The organism is Actinoallomurus sp. CA-150999, from assembly GCF_050942425.1.
Classification (GTDB): Bacteria; Actinomycetota; Actinomycetes; order Streptosporangiales; family Streptosporangiaceae; genus Actinoallomurus.
Genome location: NZ_CP192063.1, coordinates 145,125 through 167,419, shown reverse-complemented (window position 1 = coordinate 167,419; position 22,295 = coordinate 145,125). Strand labels below are relative to the sequence as shown.

Genomic DNA, 22,295 nt, shown 5'->3' with positions numbered 1-22,295 from the left:
TGATCCAGGAGTCACCGGCCCGGAATTCCGCTCTCCGGGCGGCGGCCCCAGGCGGAGATCATCGGCGCGGTGGCGAGATCGACGTGACCGGCGGCGATGGCGGCGAGATGCTCATCGATCTCCGCCGCGGTGGCGTGGCCGTGGGCGATGAGCTGGTCGCGGAGCTGCCTGACGGTCGCGGCCTCGAGCACGCCGCACGCGGGCGAGGTCATCGGGAAGTACGCGTCGGCTCGTACATCCTCCAGACCCGCCGTTCGGAGCAACCGAGGCAGCGTGCGCCCGTAGGCCAGGTCGGCGCCGCGCGCGGCCAGCAGTCGGCGGAAGCCCGCCCGGATCCGGTTGGCCAGTCGCTGCGGGCCGTCGTGCTCGTCGGGGCAGGCGAGCGGTTGCAGCGCCGGATCGGCGTCCTCGATGAGCAGCACGCCCCCGGGGCGCAGGCTGTCGACCATCGAGCGCAGCGCCCTGTCGCGGTCGGGGAGGTGGACGAGGACCAGGCGGGCGTGGACCAGGTCGAACGTCTCCGCGGGCGGCTCATCGCGGGCGACGTCGTGCGCACGTATCTCCACGGCAGGGCTGTTCTCTGGCCGACCAACCCTGTTCTTCCCGACCTCCCGGCCCGGTCGGCCTCCCGGCGCGTCCCGCAGCCATGAGACGTCGATGTCGGTCGCCAGAACCCGGCCGCGCTCGCCGACGCGGTGGGCCAGCCACCGGGGCACCGACGGCCCGCCCGCCCCCACCTCCCAGCAGCTCCAGCCAGGGGCCACGCCGATGTCGTCGAAGTGGCGGAACGTCCACGGGTCGAACAGCTCCGCCAGCGCGTCGAACCGGACCCCGGCCTCGGCCCGCCGGTTGTCCAACAGGTACCCGTCCTCCTGGTCCATGGGTCGATGATGCCGGTCGATCTCCGATCCCGACACCCGGCGACCACGTCCCGCGACGGAGTGCTCGAATAGGCTCACGGTCATGTCCGATATGGCTTACCGCCCGCTGGGCGACTCCGGTCTCATGGTCTCCGTCGTCGGTCTCGGCTGTAACAACCTCGGCCGGGCCAAAACCCGTACGCAGACCGTCGAAGGCAGCCAGGAGGTCATCGACGCCGCACTCGACGCCGGGATCACCCTGTTCGACGTGGCCGACATCTACGGCGGTGGCGGCCTGTCCGAGGAGATCCTCGGCCGCTGCCTAGCGGGCCACCGGGACGACGTGATCGTCGCGACGAAGTTCGGCATGGACATGCACGGCGCCAACGGCCCCGACTTCGGCGCGCGCGGCTCCCGCCGCTACATCCGCAAGGCGGTCGAGGCGTCGCTGCGGCGGCTCGGCACCGACCACATCGACCTTTACCAGTACCACGCACCGGACGGCGTGACCCCGATCGAGGAGACCCTCGCCGCCCTCGACGAGCTCGTCCGCGAGGGCAAGGTCCGCTACATCGGCTCCTCGAACTTCGCCGGCTGGCAGGTCGTGGAGGCCGAGTACACCGCCCGCGCCGGGGGCGGAGCGCGGTTCATCAGCGCGCAGAACTACTACAACCTGCTGCACCGCGGCCCCGAGGCCGAGCTGCTTCCGGCCTGCGAGGCGTACGGCGTCGGGATGCTGCCCTACTTCCCCCTCGCGAACGGCCTGCTCACCGGGAAGTATCGGCGGGACGAGCAGCCACCGGCCGGTACGCGGATCGGCGACAGCAAGCGTTCGGTCCACGCCGACGCCGACTGGGACACCATCGAGGCGATCCGCGGCTTCGCCGACCAGCGCGGCCTGTCGATGCTCCAGGTCGCCATCGGCGGCCTCGCCGCCCAGCCCGCCGTGGCCTCGGTGATCGCCGGCGCCACCTCGCCTGACCAGGTCCGTGGCAACGTCGAAGCCGGAAACTGGACACCGGAGCCGAGTGACCTCGACACCCTCGACGAGATCACCCGTTCCTGATCCCTAGGTTCAGCCCGACCCGAATCGGTTGAACCCTGCCGAGGGGCACGCGCGTACTTCCTGCCGACAGTGGACCTGGAAGGCAGGAATCGCCATGACTCGACGGCCCATGGCCGCACAGGCAGGAGTGGTACGGCCATGGGCCGGCCGGGCAGGGGTCGAACCGTCGGGGGCGGGGCGGCCGGGATCCTCCCGGTCGCCTCTGGTCCGGGCACTGGCGTGGCATGGGCGCGGGTCATGCCCCACCGGACCGTACGGTCCATGACGGGGAGATCCGACGATGCGGCAGCAGATACCGCCCTCCCCGCGCCCGGTCCCCGATGACTCCGCCCGTCCGCGCGGGCTGCGGGCCTGGACCCGGCGGGCCCGGTCGGTCACCGAACCGGCCGACGACCTCGTCATCGCCGAGCTCTACCGCGAGTACCACCGCCCGCTGCTGTCCTTCGTGCTCCGGCAGGTCGGCGGCGACCGCTCGTGGGCCGAGGACGTGGTCCAGGAGACGATGATCCGCGCCTGGAACTCGATCGACCGGCTCGACGTGGACGGCGACTCGCTGATGCCGTGGCTGGCGACGGTCGCGCGCCGGATCGTCATCGACGACCGGCGCCGCAAGGCGGCGCGGCCGAGTGAAGCGGGGGAGGGACCGCTGGAGACGCTGCAGGTCGGTGACGGGATGGAGGAGCTGCTGCGATCGGTGGTCGTCAGTGAGGCGCTCAAGGCCCTGTCACCGGCCCACCGGGAGGTCCTCACCGAGACCATCCTGCGGGACCGCAGCGTGAACGAGGCCGCCGAGGTCCTCGGCATCCCGGTCGGCACGGTCAAGTCACGCACGTACTACGCCTTGCGGGCGCTCAAGCTTGCGTTGGAGGAGAGGGGGCTGCGGGCATGACCGCCGACATTCGGCACACCGACGTCGCCGCCTACGCTCTCGGCCTGCTCGAGGAGCCCGACCGGCGCGCCTTCGACACCCATCTGGCGTCCTGCGCCCTGTGCACGGAGGAGCTGCGTGACTTCGGCGGCCTGGCCACGCTGCTGCGCGAGGCCGAGCCGGCCGACGAGTTGCTGCGCGAGGCCGGGCCGGCCGACGACGGCCGTACGGACGACGACGGCCGTACGGACGACGACGGCCGTACGGACGACGACGGCCGTACGGACGACGACGGCCGTACGGAAGGCGGTGGTGAATCGGACGGCCGTCTGGTCGAGATGTTGCGTCATCGCCGGACGGCCGCGCGGCGCCGCCACCGGCGAATCGCGGCACTCGGCGCCGCAGCCGCGGTCGCGCTGGTCGCGGGTGGTGCCACGGTCGGCGCCGCCACCGCCGGCCAGGGGCGGACCGCCGTTCACGCTGAGGATCACCAGAACATGGCGGCCGACCTGCTCGCGAGGGGCGAGACCCATTCGGGCGTCGACGCCGGGACCGGGGTGAGGGGGACGGTCGCCACGGAGACCAAGGGCTGGGGCACCAACGTCGCGTTGGACCTGGCCGGTGTCCGCGGCCCGCTGACCTGCAAGCTGGTGGCGGTGACGCGTACCGGGAACCGCCATGTGGTGACGGAATGGGCCGTTCCGCCGCGAGGCTACGGCGTCCCCGGCGCTCCGGAACACCTTCGGGTCCATGGGGGCACCGCCGTCGCCCGCGCCGACCTCGCCCGCTTCGACGTCGTCGCGAACGACGGGCGGACGCTGCTCGCCCTCCGCCTGTGACGGGTGCTGGGCGCCCTCCGCCTGTGATGGATGCGGGGAGCCCTTCGCCTGTCACGGGTGTGGGGAGCCTTCCGTCTGTGACCGGCACTGGGTGTCCGGCCCATCCACGGATACGGTGAGGGACAGGGCCGATGAGGTGCTTCGGGCGTCGAGGCGGCGCCGTGCCGCACAGACGGGGAGGTGGCCGGTTGAGCGTCGAGCACACCGACGTCGGCGCGTACGTGCTCGGCCTCCTCGAGGAGGACGATCGCCGCGCGTTCGAGGAGCATCTCACCGGGTGCGCGTCCTGTGGCTCGGAGGTCGAGAGCCTCGGCGGCATGCGCACCCTGCTCACGGGGGTCGCCCCGATCGACGGCGCGTCCGGTGCGTCACCGGAGGGCGTCACCGACCTGCTGAGCCGTCGGCGCCAGGCCGCGCGCCGCCGCCGGCGCGGCACTCTCCTCATCGGGGTGGCCGCGGGAGCGGCCATCGTCGCGGGCGGTGTCACGATCGGCGCGGTTCTTACGAACCCATCGGCCCCGGCGCACAACCACGGCAGTCCGGCGGCGGACCTGCTGGCCAGTGGCGAACGCCACTCCGCGACCGACCCGGTCACCCACGCGAGCGGGACGGTGGCGACCGACGGCCGGCCGTGGGGGACGATGGTGGCGCTGGACCTGGCCGGTGTCCGGGGACCGCTGACCTGCCGGCTGGTGGCCGTGACGCGCTCCGGGCAGCGGAGTGTGGTGACGGAATGGGCGGTCCCACCGAAGGGATATGGCGTTCCGGGTGCCCCGGCGCATCTTCAGGTGCACGGCGGAACCGCCGCTCAGCGTTCGCAGATCGTCCGTTTCGACGTATCGATCGAAAATGGCGGAACGCTCCTGCGGATACCGGTCTGACCGAACCGCTCGTATCGCAGAGAACGCGAAAAAGCCGGGTTGATTACCCGGCTTTCGCGGCGATCGATTGAGCTGTACCCTGCCTCCGATCGCTATTGCGCGGCCTTGACCAGTTTTCCGTTGGCGCCCACGGCGAACCAGACGCCGTCCACGCCCTGGCCGTCGACGTCTCCGGCGTTCATGTCCCCGGCGTAGTAATAGAGCGGCCAGTCGCCGTACGTGGCCTGCGTCGCGCCCTCCGCGCGGCGGGTCTGGCCGAGAAGCGCGCTGTTCGCGCCGCTCACGGCGGTCACCGCGCTCCGGCTCGTCAGCGCCGGCCAGGTGGCGACGCAGTCCGCGGTGCAGCTGCTGCCGCCGTTCTTGTCCCTGGCGAACGCGTACAGGGTCCGCCCTTTCCGGTCCGTCAGAATCGGACCGAGACTGGACTGGCTCACCTTGACGCTCACCGCCGAATCACCCGAGGCGGCGGAGTGGTGCTGGGCTTCGGTTCCACCGCCACCGCACGCGGTGAGACCGAGGGCGAGTGCGGTACCGAGGACGGCGAATCGTGCGCGCATGAGAACTGCTCCCTGACATAGCCGAGATCTGCGTGTCGGCATGCGGTACGCACGCGGAGCCGGGGAGGGTTCAATGCGAAAAAAATTGTTCCTCGTTGAACCGGGCGGCCGACGGCCGACGTACTCCCGGACGAATCAGCGAATCGGAGAGTGGAAAAATGCGCATTCGTACCGTCACCGTCACCGTCCCGGCCATGGCACTCGCCCTCGGCGCGCTCGGCACCACCGCCGCCCGGGCCGACTCCGGAAACCCTGCCGCGTACGGTTCGCCGTCCGCCCAGACACCCGGGCCGTCGATGCCCGGGATGCCGGGCATGAACATGCCGAGTACAGCGGCGAGTAGCGCCCCGGAGGCCCAACCGGACCTGAACGCCGCGATCGCGCGGGCCCGTCAGACGCCGGTGTTCCTGGCCGCCCGGCTGTCCGGGCGCAACGAGGTCCCGGTGGCCGGAAAGCCGGCCGTCGGCGACCCGGACGGCAGCGCGACCGGCGTCGTACGGGTGCAGGGCGACCGGATCACCTTCGCCTTCAGCTGGAAGAACATCGGCGCCCCAACGCTCGGCCACATCCATCAGGGCGTCGCCGGAACGAACGGCGACGTCAAGGTGCCCCTGTTCACGAGCCCGATGCCGGACACCGCCGACGCCGCGGCCGGTGCCGTGACCGTCACCGACCCGGCCGTCGCGGACGGTCTCCGCACCAACCCGTCGGGCTTCTACCTGAACCTGCACAGCAAGGAGTTCCCCGGCGGCGCCGTACGCGGGCAGCTCACTCCCCTGAACCGCTCGGCCGACCTGCTGTCCCTGCTCAAGGGCGGCGGAGCACGCGCCTTCCTCGCAGGCGACCAGGAGGTGCCGGTCGCGGGCGGCCCGAAGGTCGGCGACCCCGACGGTCGCGCCGTCGCGTTCATCCGGCCGCAGGGGAACCGGGTCGGCTACTCCTTCGCCTGGGTCGGGGTCACCCCGACCCTCGGCCACATCCACAAGGGCGCGTTCGGCGTCAACGGCCCGGTCGTCGTCCCGCTGTTCACCACGCCCGTTCCCAGCAACGTGTTCGCGATCTCCGGCACCGCCACCGGGATCGACCCGGCCGTGGTCGGCGAGATCCGCGCCAACCCGTCCGCGTTCTACGCCAACCTGCACAGCGCCGAGTTCCCCGGCGGTGCCGTACGCGGCCAGCTCTTCTCCTGACGAACCCCTGAGTCGCCGAGCGCCCGGAAGCCCCTCCGGGCGCTCTCGCACGTGATCTTGCGAGTCGCCGCTTTCCCCTGACGGTGAGCGCGGCAGGCTCCGGCTCAGTCGACGGCATCGCGAGTGTTCCGATCGGATCGGAGGACCACGGCTTGAGCGGCGATCACTCGCTGCCCGTCGAATGTCACCGCAGGCGAACCGTGGAGTTCGTAGCCCTGTTCAAGGGCTTCGCTGACCCTCTTGCAGAACTCTGCGTCATCCGGGCCGGTGAGGAGTCGATAAGGGAGCGGCTGGTCAGCATCGATCATGCGAAGCAGGCTAACCATTCCTCGCCGGCACTCCGTTGCCCTGGACCCTTCCAGGCCCTCCTGTCACCAAGGCACCACCATACGTCACCGTATGGCATCATGCACCGGAAGTCGGTAGACCGAACTTTGATGCCCCGTCATGTACGGGGACGGTGCCGTGGGGTCGCAGTTCGAACAGGCGGTCGGAAGCGTGGGAGAACCAGCGGGAGTGCAGGGTGACGACGCGGGCGCGCGACGGGGACGCAAGCCGGATCGACCCGATCCACAGGACGGTCCCGTGGCCGCGTTCGCGGATCAACTGTGGCGGCTGAAGCTCCGAGCGGACGATCCTTCGTTCGCGCAGATGTCCTCCCGATTGGGAGCGGCCGCGTCGAAGTCGTCGCTGGCCGCCGCGGCCCGCGGACGTGACCTGCCGTCTTGGGGGACGACCTGGGAGTTCGTCCGGGTCCTCGCCGTGGACACCCTGGGTCGGGATGCGAAAGAGGCCGAGCACGAGTGGCGGCTGCGCTGGGAGCAGGCCCGGGAGTCCGACGCCGGGACCGAATCCGACGACACGCCCGTTCGGGCTCCCCGCCGGTCGCGTCCCGTCGTCATCGTCGCGGCGACGGTCGCCGGAATTCTGATCTCCGGAGTGGCGGTTTTCGTGGCCGTAGCCAGATCGTCCGCGACGCAGAAACCCACCACCTCCGAAGCAGGCGATAATTCCCGATTCGAAGGTGACGTCACCTACCCGGATGGCACCGCTGTGAACGCGGGGGCTTATTTCACGAAAGTATGGCGAATCCGGAACACCGGAGGCGTGCGCTGGCGGAATCGGTATCTGACGCAGATCGGCCAGAGTCCCTGCCAGGCACCGAGAATGGTTCCGATTCCGACCGTTTACCCGGGGAACTCGGTCGATGTCTCGGTGCGCGTTCGCGCGGCGGCCGCACCCGTACGGTGCCGCGTCTTCTGGAAGATGACCGATGCGGATCAGCGCCTGCTACTCACCGAGAAGAACCCTATATTCCTCGACGTCCGCGTCCGGAATCCGTGACGTCCGCCGACTTCCACACGCGGCGGCCGATGCCGCCACGAGTCTTCTGACCAGGCCGTTCATTGTCCAATGTCCAGCCGGACAATCTTTGGACGGAGATGCGCTCCCGATCGGTTGCCCGACGCGGCGACGCCACGCAATAGTGATCGCGTTCCGCTGCCCCCGGCCTGCGACGCCCGACTCACAAAAACCCGAAAGGACGCGCTTTTCCGCTGCCCGCGCCGCCAGGTCGACTCACGGAGAACACGGTTTTGTGAATATACCGAGAGGACGGACGAAGATGAGCAGGATCGGTATTCGGCTTCTGACGGCCACAGCCCTGTCCGGGATCGCGTTCCTCAGCGCCGGCACCGCACAGGCGGAGACGTCCGCCGTCCCGGCGAAGTCCCCCACCCTTTCCGCTTCCGCCGTGAAGGCCGCCCCGGCCGCCGCCAAGGCGAAGCCCGCGCATTGCAAGCTCCGCGCCAAGATCTGGCATCCGGTCCGGACCACCGTCGTACAGGCCAGAGTAACGATCAAGTGTGCGAACGAGGCCAACCCGGTCGCCCGCATCGACAACCGCCTCACGCTCTACCGGAACGGCAAGAAGGTCGACGCCGGTTCCAGGCACGGCAAGCGATCGCTCTACAACCTCGTCTCGGGCGAGATGTCAGGAACGAAGTGCCAGAAGTGGAAGGTCGAGTCGGAGACGCTCGCCTACAACGTCGACGGCATCCTCCGCTGGGAGCACGCGGGCTCGAAGTCGAGGAAGATCTGCCCCTGAGTGACCGGCCGGACCTGACGACCGTACGAGGTCGGCTCTTCACCTGACCCGCTGAGGGCCCGGAACATCTCCGCTCCGGGCCCTCAGCGCGTGTGGTTCGGCCGCGCCGACACGCGCGGGTCTTCACGCGGAAGCCGTTCGCGCCCCAGAGACGATCAAGGGCCTTCCCCAGCCATCGGCTGGGGAAGGCCCTGATCATGGGGCGGAGGCTCGGGGATTTAAACCCTGGATGGGCGGTAAACCCAAACCGCATCAGCAGTTAGTCCAACGAGCTTCCGCCGTTCATCGCCAAGGTCCGTTGACGTCTGCGTCTGCACAGGTGAGCAGTTCTGGGACCACCCACGTGTCCGGCAGAGATCGCCTGGGCCTACGCATTCCCTTCCAGATGGCTGCGGACCCGGACGCGGTCGACCTGCGTGTTCGACGAGTACGCCACACGCACAGCGTCGACCCGCGGATCCGTCCGGAAGTCTGCAGCACCGCAACTCATTGCTCGCGACCCTTGTGGGTCTTCGTGGCTTTGCCGGACGGGGTCGTGCAGGGCGCCTCGCCGGTCGCGCCGCAGCGCGGGCACGCGGCGGGCGCCGTGGTCGGCTCGGCGACCGGTTCCGCGGCCGACTCGGTGACCGACTCCGCGACCGGCTCCGCGACCGGCTCGGGGGCCGGTTCGGCGGCCGGTTCGGCGGCCGGTTCGGCGGCCGGTTCGGCGGCCGGTTCGGTGACCGACTCCGCGACCGGCTCCGCAGCCGACTCGGTGACCGACTCCGCGACCGGCTCCGCGACCGGCTCGGGGGCCGGTTCGGCGGCCGGTTCGGCGGCCGGTTCGGCGGCCGGTTCGGCGGCCGGTTCGGTGACCGACTCCGCGGCCGGCTCGGTGACCGACTCGGTGACCGGGGCGGGGTCGGCCGCTCCGTCGAGCGGGTTGCCGGTCGAGCGAGGGTCGCTTCCCTTTTTCTCTCGGATGTACGACTTGACGCGGTCGATGATCTTCACGGTTGGGGGGCTCCTTAGCGTCGGGTACCGGGCCGTGCGGGCAGGCTGGACACGGTCTCTCGGATCGCGTCGGTGCGCTCGGCGTCGACCTGGTCGCGCTCCTCGAAGGTCATCAGATCGTAGGGCAGGCAGCGGCCGTACTCGCCAACGAGGAGCCTCTCGTCGGTGTCGTCGTGCTGACGTGGAAGGAGTCCGCCCCGGTCACCGGGTCTGCTCACGGCAAAGACCCCACCGGTGCGTGGCCGATTCAAGAGGCCGTCACAACACCCCTGACCAGGGAGTTTGATGTCTTCCAACGCGACAAGGTCGGCCACAACGCGGCACGGCTCATCGACGCGCCCGTGGCCGATGACGACGAACACGAGATCGAACTGTTAACGCGTGAGGAAGCGCGCCGCATCCTCGACGCCGCCAATGGACATCGCAACCGTGCTGGTGATCTTCCCTGAACGCCGCTTTGCAGCACGTGTGGCCTGGGGCTCCCCCGAGCCTGAGTGCCCCCGCCGGGGGTGTTTGTTCTGTCGGAGGCTCTAGCGGCTTCTGACGGGCGCTTTTCCGGCAATGGTCCGCTGGCGATCTGTCTCGCGGGCGAGCACGAAGACCATGTCGCAGAACGTGTCGTAGCCGTATCTCTGCTTGAGTTTGCCCAGCACGCCTTTGCGGCTGGCCTCGGTGAGCATGCCGGTTAGGGCGATGTAGGGGACTTCGCGACCGGTGGAGAAGTCGTCATACGCGGCTTGGGCGACGCTTCGCAGTTCCTGATACGGAGCGGACTCGCTAAGGACCATGTAGGACGCCTCTTTAAGATCCATGCCCTGGAGTCTAGGCGGGCCCGGTCGCCCGACACGGGGTATTGCGGAGCGACCCGGTAACTGCGCCAGGAGAGGCGCTAGACCCACGTGGCCGCCGCCCAGGGACGCGGGCAACCGGCTGGCTGCCGCCCTATGGGGCGAGGAGCAGCGACTGGGGCCCTTCGGACCCCAGAGACGATCAAGGGCCTTCCCCAGCCATCGACTGGGGAAGGCCCTGATCATGGGGCGGAGGCTCGGGGATTTGAACCCCGGATGGGCGGTAAACCCAAACCGCATTAGCAGTGCGGCGCCATAGACCGGACTAGGCGAAGCCTCCTCGGTGGCCACCAGGCCGCACACAGAGTACCGGGCATCAGGCCCTACCGGCAAAGCGATCGGCCGTGCCCCTCCGAGCAGCCGCCAGGCTACTCCAACGTGACGACGTCCAGGGCGCCCTCGGCGTACATCTGGCGGAGGGTGCGCTTGGAGAACTTGCCGACCGAGGTCTTCGGGACGGAGGCGATGAAGGACCAGCGCTCGGGGAGTTGCCACTTCGGCACGCGTTCGGCGAGGAAGGTGCGGAGGTCGCCGGCGGAGGCGACGGCGCCTTCGCGGAGGACGATCGAGGCGAGTGGGCGTTCCTGCCACTTGGGGTCGGGGACGCCGATGACGGCGGCCTCGATGACGTCGGGGTGGCCCATGAGGTGGTTCTCCAGCTCCACCGACGATATCCACTCGCCGCCCGACTTGATGACGTCCTTGGCGCGGTCGGTGAGGACGAGGTAGCCGTCGGGGGAGATGGTGCCGACGTCGCCGGTGCGCAGCCAGCCGTCGTGGAACTTCGCGGGGTCCTCGTCCTTGTAGTACGAGCCGGTGATCCAGGCGCCGCGGATCTCGATCTCGCCGACGGAGGTGCCGTCGGAGGGCAGGATCGTGTCGCCGTCGCCGACGGTGCGGACCTCGAGGCCGCTGATGATGCGGCCCTGGGTGGTGCGGTAGCGCCAGGGGTCGGGGCAGGCGGGTGGCGGGTGTGCCACCGAGGCGAGGGGTGAGGTCTCGGTCATCCCCCATGCCTGCACGATCCGGACGCCGAGGTCCTCGAACGCCCGCATCAGCGACTCGGGGACGGCCGAACCACCGCACGGTACGAGGCGGAGGGAGCTGAGGTCCGCGTCGGTCTCCTGAGCGTGGCGGAGGACCTCGTTCCAGATCGTCGGAACCGCTCCGGAGGCCGTCGGGCGCTCGTCCTCGATGAGGCGGACGAGGGGCTCGGCCTGCAGGAACCGGTCGGGCATGACGAGCGACGCGCCGGCCATGAGGGCGGCGTACGGGAGGCCCCAGGCGTTGGCGTGGAACATCGGCACGACGGGGAGGACCCGGTCCGCGCTGGACAGCGCGAAGGCGTTGCCGGTGCACGCCGCCATCGAGTGGAGGAACGCGGTGCGGTGGGAGTAGACGACGCCCTTGGGGTTGCCGGTGGTGCCGCTGGTGTAGCACATGGCGGCGGCCTGGCGTTCGTCGATCTCCGGCCAGTCGAACGTGTCGGGTTCGGCGGCGAGCAGCGCCTCGTACGAGTGGAGTTCCTTCCCGGCGGCCTCCAGCGGCGTCGGGTCGGCCTCGCCGACGACGATCACGTGCCGGACGGTCTTCATCCGCGGCAGCATCGGGGCCAGGAGGGGGACTAGTGTGCCGTCCACGATGACGACGTCGTCCTCGGCGTGGTCGGCGATGTAGACGACCTGGTCGGCGGCGAGCCGGATGTTGAGCGTGTGCAGGACCGCGCCCATCGACGGGATGGCGAGGTACGCCTCGAGGTGCTCGGTGTTGTTCCACTGGAACGTGGCGACCCGCTGGTCGGCGTGGACGCCGAGGCGGCGCAGGGCGTTCGCCAGGCGGGCGGCGCGACGGCCGAGCTCGGCGTACGAGGTGCGCCGCATGCCGTCACCGGTGAAGGTCGCGACCTCCGCGTCGCCGAACACCTCGGTGCCGTAGCGCATGATCGAGGAGATGGTCAGCGGATAGTCCTGCATCGTGCTCCACACGGCGCCTCCCGCGTTCGAGGGTGTGAACCGGATTCTGGCCCCCTACGTGCGCCATTGTCAGCACCCTGACGTCAGTCGAGAGAGGCGAACTCCTCGTCGGCGTCCTCGCGGAGCTTGGCCATCGCCCGTGAGACGGTGCTCTTGACCGTCCCGACGCTGACGCCGAGCGCGAGGGCGATCTCGGCCTCGGTGAGGTCGTCGAAGTAGCGCAGCCTGATGTACGTGCGCTGGCGGGCCGGCAGGCGGTCCAGCAGGCGTTCGAGGACGTCGCGCAGTTCGCTGCGGTCGGTGTGGTCGGCGACGGGCGTGTCGGGCATCTCGTCCGTCGGGTACTCCTCGAGCCTACGCCGCCGCCACCAGGAGATGTTGATGTTCACCATGGCCCGGCGTACGTAGCCGTCGAGGGCGGTGCGGTCCTTGATCCGGTCCCAGGCGAGGTAGGTCTTGGCCAGGGCGGCCTGCAGCAGGTCCTCCGCCTCGGTACGGTCGGCGGTGAGGAGGAGGGCGGCGCGCAGGAGCGTGGGTCGCCGTTCCGCGACGAAGTCGCGGAACTCATCGTGCGATGCTGCGCCCACTTCACCGCCCGGCAGATCGGTGCGTTCTTATCGACACCATGCCGACGATCGCACGAAGATCGTAATTACGGATCAACTCGTACCTCATGTTTCGGCCAACCACGCGCACAGTAATCGCGAAAAAACATCACGTATACCTCTCGGCATCTTTGGCCGATTTGGACAAAGGAGTCGACAGAAGGAACGCACGGGGTAAGTCTTGACGTGCGACTTCCCGTCGCGACGGCCATGAGCGTTTCATCGATGTTCGGAGCTTCCCCCATGCTGCCATCCCGCGATTTAGTGCACCGCCGACGCCGGCTCCGGCAGGCGGTGCTCAGTGATCCGTTGGGCCGTCTCGACGACCATTCCCGACCCCTGCGTGCCATCGAGGGTGTGATCGTGGACGCCAGCCCGCACATCCTCGTGCTGACCAGGCCCGACGGCTCCGAAGTACGGCTGCCGATGTCGGCCACGGTCTCGATCTGGTACGACGGCAAGGCCGAGCTCGCGGCGCTGCGTCCTGGGCGGCGCGCGGTGGTGCGTCCGACGGAGGCGGGCGGCCTGGCCGCGGAGCGCATCTGGGTCGACGTCGCACGGGTCACCGGTGTCATCACCGAACGGGTCGGGAATCGCTTCGACGTGGACGCCGGACCGCACCGGGGGCAGCTGACCGTAGCGATTCCGGACGACGCTCTGCGCCGGGTGCAGGTGCGCCATCCGCAGCTCGAGCCGGGGGCGCTGTTCGACGTGATCGGCATTCGGCGGGGCCGGGAGATCCTCGGGCTCCGGCCGCTGCGCTCGTCGCCCCAGCCGGCCCCGCACGCCGTCGCCCCGCCGCCGCGCCGGACGACCCCGCGGGTCCTGCGCGGCACGGCCACCTGGTACGAGGACCCCGGCGGCGCACACGGTGCGGCGTACCCGGCCCTCGACCCGTACGGCCACGGTGGCGGTTGCGGCACCGGCCCGAGCGTCCGGCTGCCGTACCTCTCGCTGGGCAGCGAGCTGTGGGTGCGCAACGAGTGCACGGGCCGGGAGGCCCCCGTGCCGATCATCGAGTGCGGCTGCCTGGCCGCGCGCTTCTGCGACCGCTGCGTGCGGTGCGGCACCTCCCCGCGCGGCCGGGTCGTCGAACTGTCCAGGAGCGCGTTCGTCGACCTGGGCGGCGACCTGGACGCCGGTTGTTTCAATGTCACGGTACGAGTGGACCGCCCATGATCGAGCTCTTCCGCGAGGTGCAGATCCCGTTCCTGGCCGTCGTCCTCCTGGTCGCCGGCGCCGCGAAGGCGTTCCCGCACGGGGCCGGCCGGGTCCCGGTCATGGGCCGGTACCGGGGAGAGGCCTTCACACTGACCGTGGGGGTCGTCGAGGTGGTGCTCGGGACACTGCTGCTGACGACGACGCTGCTCGTGGTCCGGTTGGCGGGTGCCGTGTTCTTCGCGACCGCGGCGGCGGTGGTGGCCGACCTGGTCCGGCGCGGATCCGAAGAGGCCTGCGGGTGTTTCGGCCGGCTCGGCACGACGCCCGCGGGGCGCCTCGGCGTCATCCGGGCGTCGGCGCTGACGGCGGCGGCCGTCGTCTCGGCCGGCGTCCCGCGGACCGGTGCGGAGATCCTCGGCTCGGCCGGGGGCCGGTCCCTGGCGTTGCTCGCCGTGACCTGCGTCGCGTTCCTGGCCCTGTCCCCCGAGGTGGTGGCCGCCGTCGAGCGGATCCGCCATCCGGTCCCCTGCGAGCTCCGCGACGTCCCGCTTGACGCGACGTACGCCGCGTTGCGGCCGAGCGCCGCCTGGCGGGAGCACGCGGCGTCCCTGACCTCGGCGGAGCCCACCGACGTGTGGCGCGAGCTGTGCCACCGCTACCTCGCGTACCCGGCCGAAGTGGACGGACAGCCCGTGGAGGTCGTGTTCGCCGTCCCGGTCGACGGCGGGTCGGCGGCCGTACGCGCCGGGGTCGCGTGGGATCCGGGCTGGGAGCGGCAGGACGACGACTCCGGTCCACAGCGGATACACACTCCCGTCTGAGGACACCGCCCGGTCTGACGCCGGGAGGTCGGTCGGGGCAGGTTGGTCGGGAAGAATCTGACACGCCGCTGAGCGATCACTGACGGCGGCACGGCGGCTTCCGCCAGCGTGCTGTCAGCCGACGGTGCGCGGCATGGGCGACATTCGGATCGGCGCGGGGGACACCGCGCCGATCAGAATCGGTCTCCAGGAGTGATCTCATGCGGAACACGAGCGTTCTCATCTCCGGCGCCGGCATCGCCGGACTGGCGCAGGCGTATTGGATGGACCGCGCCGGCTGCGACGTGACGGTGGTCGAGCGGTCGCCTCAGCCCCGGCCCGGCGGGCAGGCGATCGACGTACGCGGGCCGGCGCTCACCGTCGCCGAGCGGATGGGCATCCTGCCCGGCCTGCGCGAGCTCAAGACCGACATGCGCGGCTCGTCGGCGGTCGACGCGGCGGGGAACGAGATCTACTCCAGCACCGAGCGCACCTTCAGCGGCGGAGACCTCGACAGCCCGGACGTCGAGATCATGCGTGACGACCTCATCATGCTGCTGCGGAACGCGGTGGGGGACCGGGTGGAGTACCTGTTCGACGACTCGATCGCCGCGGTCGCCCAGGACGAGGACGCGGTGCACGTCACGTTCGAGGGCGGCCGCACGCGCTCGTACGACCTGGTCGTCGGCGCCGACGGGCTGCACTCGAACGTCCGCCGGCTGGTGTTCGGCCCGGAGTCGGACCTCCTCCGCTACCTCGGGACGTACCTCGCGGTGTACACCGCGCCGAACTTCCTCGACCTCGACCGCTGGCAGACGTTCTGCATGGCGGGGAGCGTCGGCGGCGGCATCATGAGCGCGCGGGGCAACAAGGAGGTCCGGGTCTACATCGGCTTCGAGACGGACGAGCCGATCGACTACGACTTCCGGGACGTCGAGGCGCAGAAACGGCTCCTGGCCGAGCGTGTCGGTGACGTCTGGGTGTTCCCGACGGCGCTGAAGTACATGTGGGACGCGCCCGACTTCCACTTCGACTCCATGTCCCAGGTCCAGATGGACCACTGGTCGCGCGGGCGCGTCGTGCTGCTCGGCGACGCGGGCTACTGCGGGTCGCCGATGACCGGGCAGGGCACGAGCATGGCCCTCATCGGCGCGTACGTCTTGGCGGGCGAGCTCGCGGCGGCCGGCGGCGACCACCGGGCCGCGTTCGCGGCGTACGAGGGGGAGTTGCGCGACTTCGTCGAGAAGAACCAGGCCCTCGCGCTGGTCCACCGGGAGCGCATGGAGAAGGCGAACGACCCGGAGGCGGAGATCCAGGGGTACGAGGAGGGTCTCGAGCGCCTCAACGACGTCGTCAACAGCCTGACGCTGAAGGACTACGGATTCGGCGACGAGCCGGCGAACGTCCGGCGGTAGCTCGTGGGCGGGACGCCGACGACGCGCGCGAAGTGGCGGCGGAGCATGGTGGCGGTGCCGAATCCGGTCCGCGCCGCCACCTGCTCCACCGCCAGGTCGGTGGTCTCCAGCAGTCGCTGCGCCTCGGCGACCCGCTGCCGGATGAGCCAGTGCGCGGGGGTCGTGCCGGTCAGCTGCGTGAAGTGGCGGGCGAACGTCCGGGGGGCCGTGCCGGACCGCCGCGCCAGGTCGGCGACGGACAGCGGCTCGGCCAGGTGGTGGCGGGCCCAATCGAGGGTGTCGGCGACGGCGGACTGGGCGGTGGCCGCGACGGGGACCGGATGCTCGACGAACTGCGCCTGGCCGCCCTCCCGGTGCGCGGCGGTGACCATCCGCCGGGCGATGGAGTTCGCGACGGCGGCGCCGCACGCCTGGCGTACGAGGTGGAGGCACAGGTCGATGCCGGCGGCGGTGCCCGCCGAGGTCCAGATGCCGCCGTCCTCGGCGAACAGCACGTCGGGCTGCACGCGGGCGGCCGGGTACCGCTCGGCGAGCGCGCCGGTCAGCGCCCAGTGGGTGACCGCGCGGCGGCCCTCGAGCAGGCCGGCCGCGCCGAGCACGAACGCCCCGGCGCACAGCGACGCGATCGGCACCCCCGCCTCGTGGGCGGCGCGCAGCGCGTCGAGGACCGCGTCGGACACCGGGGCGAGGGCGTCGACGCGGCCGGGCACGACGACGAGGTCGCACTCGGTGAGCGCGCTCAGGGGCCGGTCGGGAGTGATGGTCACGCCGTGCTGGAGAGCGATGAGGGCCTCGCCGCAGCGCCACAGCTCGAAGCCCGGGTCGGCGGGCCGGGAGACGCCCCACACCTCGGTGATCACGCCGTAGTCGAAGGGGCGGATGCCGTCGCACAGGACGACGCCGACGGTACGCATGGCAGAAAAGTACCGCACGCCGACATTTCTGCCACTCGTGGCCGTCCTGCGCCGGCGGGATGCTCGATGACATGACCGAACTCACTGAGAACAGCGCGCTCATCGTCATCGACGTCCAGAAGGGCTTCGAGGACGAGTACTGGGGCCGCCGGGACAACCCGGCCGCCGAGGAGAACATCGTGGCACTGATCCGGGCCTGGCGATCGGCCGGTCGGCCCATCGTGCTGGTCCGCCACGACAGCCGTCCGGGCTCGCCCCTCGCGGCGGGGTCCCCCGGCAACGAGCTCAAGGACGTGGTGCTGAAGGCGTTCGGGGACGCCCGGCCCGACCTGTTCGTCACCAAGAACGTCAACTCGGCGTTCTACGGCAAGCCGGACCTCGACGGCTGGCTCCGCGAGCGCGGGATCGGCCAGCTCGTGATCGCCGGCATCCAGACGAACATGTGCAACGAGACCACGGCCCGTATGGGCGGCAACCTCGGGTACGACGTGCTCTACCCGATCGACGCGATGCATACGTTCGACGCCGTCGGCCCGGACGGCGAGACGGTGACGGCGGAGGAGCTCACCCGCGCCACGGCCGCGAGCCTGCACCACGGGCGGTTCGCCCAGGTGGTCCGCACCGCCGACCTCATCGGCGTCTCTGCCTCTCTATAAGGGTGTCTTCACCCACCGCTAGACATGCGTATAGAGACCTCGACGGCCGTCCGGTGGAGACCACCCGGGCGGCCATCGCCTTTTCTACCGCTTTCTAGGAGGGCGGCTAGACAGCCGTATATTCCTGTCGAGACGGCATGCCGATGGCACTCTCTACGACTCTCTAGGAGCATTCCAAGAGTGCGATAGACAGCGGTAGCGGAGCCTCAGACCGGCTGTGACCTGAGGAAATGGCCGAAGTGCGGGACGGTGAACGCCACCAGCCCGCGCTCCGCGCTGTAGATGAGCCCCTTCTTGATCAGACCGTCCCGGGCCGGCGAGAGGCTGGACGGCTTGCGGCCCAGCTCGTCGGCGACGGTCGCGGTCGGCACCGGGTCGTCGCCCAGCGACGCCATGGCGCGCATGTAGTCGCGCTCGGCCGGGGTCGCACGCTCGTACCGGCTGCCGAAGAAGCCGACGGCCAGCTCCCCCTCCGCCTCCGGAGCCGCGACCTTGATGTCGCCGTCGTTGATCGGGCTCTCCGGCGCGATGTCCCAGGCCACCTTGCCGTACGCCTGCACGAAGTACGGATAGCCGTCCGCGGCCTCGTACAGGGCGTCGAGGGCGTCCGGAGTGAAGATCACGCCCTCGCGCTCGGCCGGGGCCAGCAGCGCCAGGTCGGCGGCCTCCCGGTCCAGCCGGTCGATGCGGGCGTACCGGAACAGGCGCTCGGAGTAGGACTTGCTGGCCGACAGCACCGCCGGCAGGTGCGGCAGCCCCGCGCCGACCACGATGAGCGGGCCGCCGTTCTGGGACAGCTCGTGGCAGGCCGCGCACATCGCCGAGACGTCGTCGGCCGGAATGTCCTGCATCTCGTCGACGTACAGCGCGATGCCGACCCCGAGGTCGGTGGCCACCGACGCGGCGTCGACGAACAGCTCGGTCAGGTCGATCTCCAGGTCACCGGAGTCGGCCCGGCCGCGCGCGGCGGGCACGTCGATGCCAGGGTTCCACCGGCGCGGCGCCGCCTTGCCCTTGGGCGGCTCGGCGTCGGCCTGCGCGAACGCCTTGAGCACGCCGAGGAACTCCTCGATGCGGTCGGGCGCCCGGTGCCGTGGGGCCAGCTCGCGCACCGCCATGTGCAGGGCCGAGGCCACGGGCCGGCGGATCGACTGATCCGGCCGGGCCTCGATCTTGCCGGTGCCCCACAGCTTCTGGATCGCCATGGAGCGGAACGTGTTGAGCAGCACGGTCTTTCCCACGCCGCGCAGGCCGGTCAGGATCATGCTGCGCTCGGGACGGCCGTGCGCGACGCGTTCGAGGACCACCTCGAACTGCCGCAGCTCGCGGTCGCGCCCGGTGAGCTCCGGGGGGCGCTGCCCCGCGCCGGGGGCGTACGGATTACGGACGGGGTCCACGCTCTCGGACTCTATGAGGGGATATAGCTGCGGTCGTAGATTTCCGTAGAAAGCGCTACGGCGTGTCGCGCGACGACGCGACCGACACCGTGTCGCGCCCGGAGCGGTGAGAGTCGCCACCGGCCCCGCCTCCTCAAAACGTGCGCGGACAGGACATCGAATCTGTGTTCGAAGTCGTCCCAACGGTAGCGCACGCGGACGGCCGCGTCAGCCGGAACCCGGCTATCCCTCGAACAAAGTATCGATGAGGTCTGACAACGAGCGCCCCATCACCGCACGCCGCTCCCGGTCGGCCGCGACGACCAGCCCCGCCTGCAGCAGCGCGCCGTACAGCAGATGGGCCAGCGGCTCGGGCTCCTCGCCGGGGCGCAACTCCCCCACGGCGGCCCGCAGCAGCCGCCGCGAGCAGTACGGGTTGTCGAAGGTGAGCGAGCGCTCCCACCCGAGCACCAGCGGCCCCTCGGTCAGCAGGACGCGCCGGACCACGGGCTCGAGGCAGGAGTCGAGAAACGCGTCTACACCCGCCTTCAGCCGCTCGACGCCGCCGCCCTCGGCCTTCTCCGCCGCCGTGCGAACCCGCTCGAAGATGTCCTTCTCCACCGCCTCATGGGCCGCACGGAACAGCTCTTCCTTGTCGGCGAAGTGGTGGTAGAGCGCGCCGCGCGTCACATCGGCCCGCCGCACGATCTCCGCGGTCGACGTGTCGGCGTAGCCCTTCTCGGTGAAGAGGGCGACGGCCGCGTCGACGAGCGCCGCGCGCGTCACCTCGCCCTGCTCCACCTTGCGGCTCATGGGGATCATCGTAGGTGCACGTTGACACCGGCGTCCGTCCCGAACTCCGCCGGATCCGCCCGGCCGGTCGCGACGAGTGTGAACCGCAGCGGATCCCCGCGCAGCACCGGACCGCCCGCGCCGATCGCGTACTCGCCGAGCCCGTCCAGAACCAGCCGGTACGGCCCCCGGCCGAGCCGCTCCAGCTCGTCGCGGAGCCAGTCGACGCTTCCGGCGAGCCCGGGTCCGCGATCCGCGGGCCGGCCGAGCGCCGCGCGAACGTCGTCGCCGTGCACGAACGTGTCGTACCAGAGCGTGTGCACACCGTTCCCGATCGACCGGCCGGGGACCGGGCTCGGGCGGGCCCAGACGCGGTCGTCCAAGGTCTCGAGGAGCGGGATGAGGCGTCCGGCGGACGCTCGCAGCTCGGCGGCGAGATCATCCGGGCCCCCGCCTCGGAAGGCCCGCGCCTGCTCGTCCGGCGTACGCGTGCCGGCGACGCCGTTCGCGGTGTCGGCCGCGTTGCCGACGACGTGACCGGCGACATCGCGGACCCGCCATCCGGCACACCGGGTCGGCGCGTCCCATTCCTCCGCGGTCAGGCCGTCGATCAGCGCGGCGAAGGCCGCGTACTGGCCGGACAGCCCGGCCACGACCTCCTCACGGCTCATCGGGCGCTCACCGTGCCCGCCGTCTTCCGTACGGCGTCCGCGATCCGGGCGACAGGCTCCAGGTGGGGCAGCGCGTCGAGGGACCCGACGCGGATGACGAAGTGCCGGGCGGCCCAGACCGAGTCGAGGCCGAGGGCCTCCGCCCGGCGGGCGAAGTCGATGATCCGCGAGACCTGCCGGTCGCCGTTGATGGCGGCCTCACGGGTGGGCAACAGCAAACCGATCTTGATCATGCCGCTCACGATACATACATGCAGCATGTACGTACAGACGGCATGTACGTTGTTCAACGGATAGCCTGCACACCTGATCAATCTCAGGGAAGGCTGTAGCCCGCGATGTTCAAGCGCCTGCAGAGGTGGACCGGCGGCGAAGCGGTCGAGGTCGACACGCAGGTGCTCGCCGGGGTCGTCCGTCCTGGCGATACCTTCCCGGGGCAGGTGGTTCTCCGCGCCGTCGGGAAAGACGTCCAGGTAGAGACCATCGTCCTGCGGGCCGTCGCCGAATACCTCCAGCTGGACACCGGCGAAGCCGAGGCCGACGAAATCGGCTACCAGTACCTCGACGGTCCGTTCGTCGTACGGAAGGAACAGGAGCATCAGGTCCGCTTCTCGATGCGGCTGCCCTGGGAGACGCCGATAACCGAGTTGGCCGGACAGGCGCTGGGGCCGGTGGTGCGGCTACAGACCCTGCTCGGCGACGAGGACTCACAGGACGGCGCGGACCACGACCTGATCCACGTCTCCTCGCTCCCGCTCCATGAAGCGATCATGGACGCCTTCGCGGCGGCGGGCTGGACCTTCCACACCAGCCGGCTCGTGGGGGAACGCGTGCCGGTGGCGGATCAGATCTTCGACTTCCACCAGTCGTTCACCCTCACAGATCGCGGCTCCGCGGTCGGCGGACCAGGCGATCTGGAGGTCGCCTTCCTCACCAACGCGGTCGGCTCCGAGGTGTTCGTCCGGCCGGCCGCACCAGAGTCGCGGTACTGGAACGACAAGCCTCCCGCCCGCCGCTTCATCGCGGCACACCACGACCTCGACCGTGTCGACTGGCCTGCGGAGATCCGGCGCTGGATCGGCGAAGCGGCCCGCTGGACCGGGTGACCCACACTCCTCGAGGGGCGGTTCACCTCTTGATGGCGCCGTCGACCAGGGCCTGGAGCTGTTCGGCGGTGTGGTCGAGGGGCTCGATGCTGCGTTTGGCGCGGCACATGGCCACGGTGCCCTCGACGGCCGCGACGATGAGCGTCGCGAGCTGCGCCGCCTGCCGATCTTCGGCTCCGTGCTCCCGCAGCGAGGCGGCCAGCAGGCTCTCCCACTCGGCGAAGACCTCTGCCGCGGCCACGACAGGGCCCGGGATCTCATCGGTAGGGGGCTCTTCGATGGAGACGGCCAGCACCGGACAGCCGGCATGGAAGTCGGTACCGATGACGATCTTGCGCCACAGGGCGAGGAACGACCGCAGCCCCGCGACCGGCCCCGCCTGGAGGTCCTCGCGCAGCCTGCGGGCGACCGTCTCGCCGGCGTAGCGAACGGCCTCGGTCGCCAGCTGCTGCTTGCCCTCGGGGAAGTAGTGGTACGTGGAGCCCAGCGGCGCGTTGGCGTGCTTGGCCATCTCGCGGATGCTCGTGGCGCTCAAGCCGCGCCGGCTGATCATGTCGGCGACGCCGGCCACGATCCGCTCCCGGGCCTGCGGGTCGGTCCTGGGCACACGCACTCCC

General features: G+C 70.4%; 26 protein-coding genes and 1 tRNA gene. 13 read left to right on the top strand and 14 right to left on the bottom strand.

Translation table 11 applies throughout. The features are described from left to right. Positions 1–11: 11 nt before the first annotated feature. Entirely contained in the window at positions 12–881 is an 870-nt protein-coding gene (locus tag ACQP2O_RS00905) for a class I SAM-dependent methyltransferase (protein WP_433179208.1), read from the bottom strand. 82 nt (positions 882–963) lie between these two features. On the opposite strand from ACQP2O_RS00905, the gene ACQP2O_RS00900 reads away from it, so the two are divergent. From ACQP2O_RS00900 to ACQP2O_RS00885, 4 genes are all read left to right on the top strand, one after another. Then, on the top strand, positions 964–1,926 hold the full coding sequence (locus ACQP2O_RS00900; protein ID WP_433179207.1) for an aldo/keto reductase: 963 nt from the start codon (positions 964–966) through the stop codon (positions 1,924–1,926). Between the two features lie 280 nt (positions 1,927–2,206). Then, entirely contained in the window at positions 2,207–2,815 is a 609-nt protein-coding gene (locus tag ACQP2O_RS00895; RefSeq protein ID WP_433179206.1) for a sigma-70 family RNA polymerase sigma factor, read from the top strand. After that, the gene (locus ACQP2O_RS00890; RefSeq protein WP_433179205.1) at positions 2,812–3,633 is read left to right on the top strand and encodes a hypothetical protein; all 822 of its coding nucleotides are present in this window, start codon (positions 2,812–2,814) and stop codon (positions 3,631–3,633) included. Before ACQP2O_RS00895 ends, ACQP2O_RS00890 begins: the two co-directional genes overlap by 4 nt. Before the next feature lie 188 nt (positions 3,634–3,821). Next, positions 3,822–4,514, top strand: a complete 693-nt coding sequence (locus ACQP2O_RS00885) for an anti-sigma factor family protein (RefSeq protein WP_433179203.1) — start codon at positions 3,822–3,824, stop codon at positions 4,512–4,514. Positions 4,515–4,606: 92 nt separating this feature from the next. Here the strand turns inward: ACQP2O_RS00885 and ACQP2O_RS00880 are convergent, their stop codons facing one another. Next, positions 4,607–5,071, bottom strand: coding sequence for a COG4315 family predicted lipoprotein (locus tag ACQP2O_RS00880; protein ID WP_433179202.1), 465 nt, complete (start codon positions 5,069–5,071; stop codon positions 4,607–4,609). Between the two features lie 158 nt (positions 5,072–5,229). Between ACQP2O_RS00880 and ACQP2O_RS00875 the strand changes: the two genes are divergently transcribed. Next, positions 5,230–6,261: a CHRD domain-containing protein gene (locus tag ACQP2O_RS00875; protein WP_433179201.1), complete on the top strand. Its 1,032-nt coding sequence runs from the start codon at positions 5,230–5,232 to the stop codon at positions 6,259–6,261. Positions 6,262–6,365: 104 nt separating this feature from the next. On the opposite strand, the gene ACQP2O_RS00870 is transcribed toward ACQP2O_RS00875, so the two are convergent. After that, entirely contained in the window at positions 6,366–6,569 is a 204-nt protein-coding gene (locus ACQP2O_RS00870) for a DUF1737 domain-containing protein (protein WP_433179200.1), read from the bottom strand. A gap of 277 nt (positions 6,570–6,846) precedes the next feature. On the opposite strand from ACQP2O_RS00870, the gene ACQP2O_RS00865 reads away from it, so the two are divergent. Continuing rightward, positions 6,847–7,605 (top strand): DUF2613 family protein, encoded by a 759-nt coding sequence (locus ACQP2O_RS00865; RefSeq protein ID WP_433179199.1) that lies wholly within the window; start codon positions 6,847–6,849, stop codon positions 7,603–7,605. Between the two features lie 280 nt (positions 7,606–7,885). Continuing rightward, entirely contained in the window at positions 7,886–8,368 is a 483-nt protein-coding gene (locus tag ACQP2O_RS00860) for a hypothetical protein (RefSeq protein WP_433179198.1), read from the top strand. 486 nt (positions 8,369–8,854) lie between these two features. Here the strand turns inward: ACQP2O_RS00860 and ACQP2O_RS00855 are convergent, their stop codons facing one another. Continuing rightward, entirely contained in the window at positions 8,855–9,361 is a 507-nt protein-coding gene (locus ACQP2O_RS00855; protein ID WP_433179197.1) for a hypothetical protein, read from the bottom strand. Positions 9,362–9,534: 173 nt separating this feature from the next. Between ACQP2O_RS00855 and ACQP2O_RS00850 the strand changes: the two genes are divergently transcribed. Further along, positions 9,535–9,810: a hypothetical protein gene (locus ACQP2O_RS00850; RefSeq protein ID WP_433179196.1), complete on the top strand. Its 276-nt coding sequence runs from the start codon at positions 9,535–9,537 to the stop codon at positions 9,808–9,810. Between the two features lie 81 nt (positions 9,811–9,891). On the opposite strand, the gene ACQP2O_RS00845 is transcribed toward ACQP2O_RS00850, so the two are convergent. The 4 genes from ACQP2O_RS00845 to ACQP2O_RS00830 all read right to left on the bottom strand — a co-directional run bounded on the left by ACQP2O_RS00845 (position 9,892) and on the right by ACQP2O_RS00830 (position 12,769). After that, on the bottom strand, positions 9,892–10,173 hold the full coding sequence (locus ACQP2O_RS00845) for a hypothetical protein (RefSeq protein ID WP_433179195.1): 282 nt from the start codon (positions 10,171–10,173) through the stop codon (positions 9,892–9,894). Between the two features lie 226 nt (positions 10,174–10,399). Continuing rightward, a tRNA-Ser gene (locus tag ACQP2O_RS00840) sits at positions 10,400–10,489 on the bottom strand. 88 nt (positions 10,490–10,577) lie between these two features. Further along, positions 10,578–12,194 (bottom strand): fatty acid--CoA ligase, encoded by a 1,617-nt coding sequence (locus tag ACQP2O_RS00835; RefSeq protein ID WP_433179194.1) that lies wholly within the window; start codon positions 12,192–12,194, stop codon positions 10,578–10,580. A 71-nt stretch (positions 12,195–12,265) separates the two neighbouring features. Further along, positions 12,266–12,769 carry a SigE family RNA polymerase sigma factor gene (locus ACQP2O_RS00830; RefSeq protein WP_433179193.1) on the bottom strand — a complete coding sequence of 168 codons (504 nt, stop codon included), beginning with the start codon at positions 12,767–12,769 and terminating at the stop codon, positions 12,266–12,268. 381 nt (positions 12,770–13,150) lie between these two features. On the opposite strand from ACQP2O_RS00830, the gene ACQP2O_RS00825 reads away from it, so the two are divergent. The 3 genes from ACQP2O_RS00825 (at position 13,151) to ACQP2O_RS00815 (ending at position 16,163) form a co-directional block, all read left to right on the top strand. Further along, positions 13,151–13,966 carry a hypothetical protein gene (locus ACQP2O_RS00825; RefSeq protein ID WP_433179191.1) on the top strand — a complete coding sequence of 272 codons (816 nt, stop codon included), beginning with the start codon at positions 13,151–13,153 and terminating at the stop codon, positions 13,964–13,966. After that, positions 13,963–14,769 (top strand): MauE/DoxX family redox-associated membrane protein, encoded by an 807-nt coding sequence (locus ACQP2O_RS00820; protein ID WP_433179190.1) that lies wholly within the window; start codon positions 13,963–13,965, stop codon positions 14,767–14,769. Before ACQP2O_RS00825 ends, ACQP2O_RS00820 begins: the two co-directional genes overlap by 4 nt. Positions 14,770–14,969: 200 nt before the next feature. Next, positions 14,970–16,163, top strand: coding sequence for an FAD-dependent monooxygenase (locus tag ACQP2O_RS00815; RefSeq protein ID WP_433179189.1), 1,194 nt, complete (start codon positions 14,970–14,972; stop codon positions 16,161–16,163). Here the strand turns inward: ACQP2O_RS00815 and ACQP2O_RS00810 are convergent. Continuing rightward, the gene (locus ACQP2O_RS00810; protein WP_433179188.1) at positions 16,124–17,077 is read right to left on the bottom strand and encodes a GlxA family transcriptional regulator; all 954 of its coding nucleotides are present in this window, start codon (positions 17,075–17,077) and stop codon (positions 16,124–16,126) included. The genes ACQP2O_RS00815 and ACQP2O_RS00810 overlap by 40 nt on opposite strands. Before the next feature lie 71 nt (positions 17,078–17,148). Between ACQP2O_RS00810 and ACQP2O_RS00805 the strand changes: the two genes are divergently transcribed. Further along, the gene (locus tag ACQP2O_RS00805) at positions 17,149–17,733 is read left to right on the top strand and encodes a cysteine hydrolase family protein (protein ID WP_433179187.1); all 585 of its coding nucleotides are present in this window, start codon (positions 17,149–17,151) and stop codon (positions 17,731–17,733) included. A 206-nt stretch (positions 17,734–17,939) separates the two neighbouring features. On the opposite strand, the gene ACQP2O_RS00800 is transcribed toward ACQP2O_RS00805, so the two are convergent. The 4 genes from ACQP2O_RS00800 to ACQP2O_RS00785 form a co-directional block, all read right to left on the bottom strand. After that, entirely contained in the window at positions 17,940–19,130 is a 1,191-nt protein-coding gene (locus ACQP2O_RS00800; protein WP_433179186.1) for an ATP-binding protein, read from the bottom strand. Positions 19,131–19,352: 222 nt separating this feature from the next. Beyond that, on the bottom strand, positions 19,353–19,922 hold the full coding sequence (locus ACQP2O_RS00795; RefSeq protein ID WP_433179185.1) for a TetR family transcriptional regulator: 570 nt from the start codon (positions 19,920–19,922) through the stop codon (positions 19,353–19,355). Positions 19,923–19,927: 5 nt separating this feature from the next. Continuing rightward, positions 19,928–20,572, bottom strand: coding sequence for a maleylpyruvate isomerase family mycothiol-dependent enzyme (locus ACQP2O_RS00790; RefSeq protein ID WP_433179184.1), 645 nt, complete (start codon positions 20,570–20,572; stop codon positions 19,928–19,930). Then, the gene (locus ACQP2O_RS00785) at positions 20,569–20,805 is read right to left on the bottom strand and encodes a hypothetical protein (protein WP_433179183.1); all 237 of its coding nucleotides are present in this window, start codon (positions 20,803–20,805) and stop codon (positions 20,569–20,571) included. The genes ACQP2O_RS00790 and ACQP2O_RS00785 overlap by 4 nt, the downstream gene beginning before the upstream one ends. A gap of 105 nt (positions 20,806–20,910) precedes the next feature. Here ACQP2O_RS00785 and ACQP2O_RS00780 point away from each other — a divergent pair, with 105 nt between their 5' ends. Next, a complete protein-coding gene (locus ACQP2O_RS00780) occupies positions 20,911–21,678 on the top strand; it encodes a sporulation protein (protein ID WP_433179182.1) in 768 nt (255 codons plus the stop codon). 22 nt (positions 21,679–21,700) lie between these two features. Here the strand turns inward: ACQP2O_RS00780 and ACQP2O_RS00775 are convergent, their stop codons facing one another. Then, complete coding sequence (locus ACQP2O_RS00775; protein WP_433179181.1) at positions 21,701–22,285, bottom strand: TetR/AcrR family transcriptional regulator; 585 nt, start codon at positions 22,283–22,285, stop codon at positions 21,701–21,703. Positions 22,286–22,295: the final 10 nt, after the last annotated feature.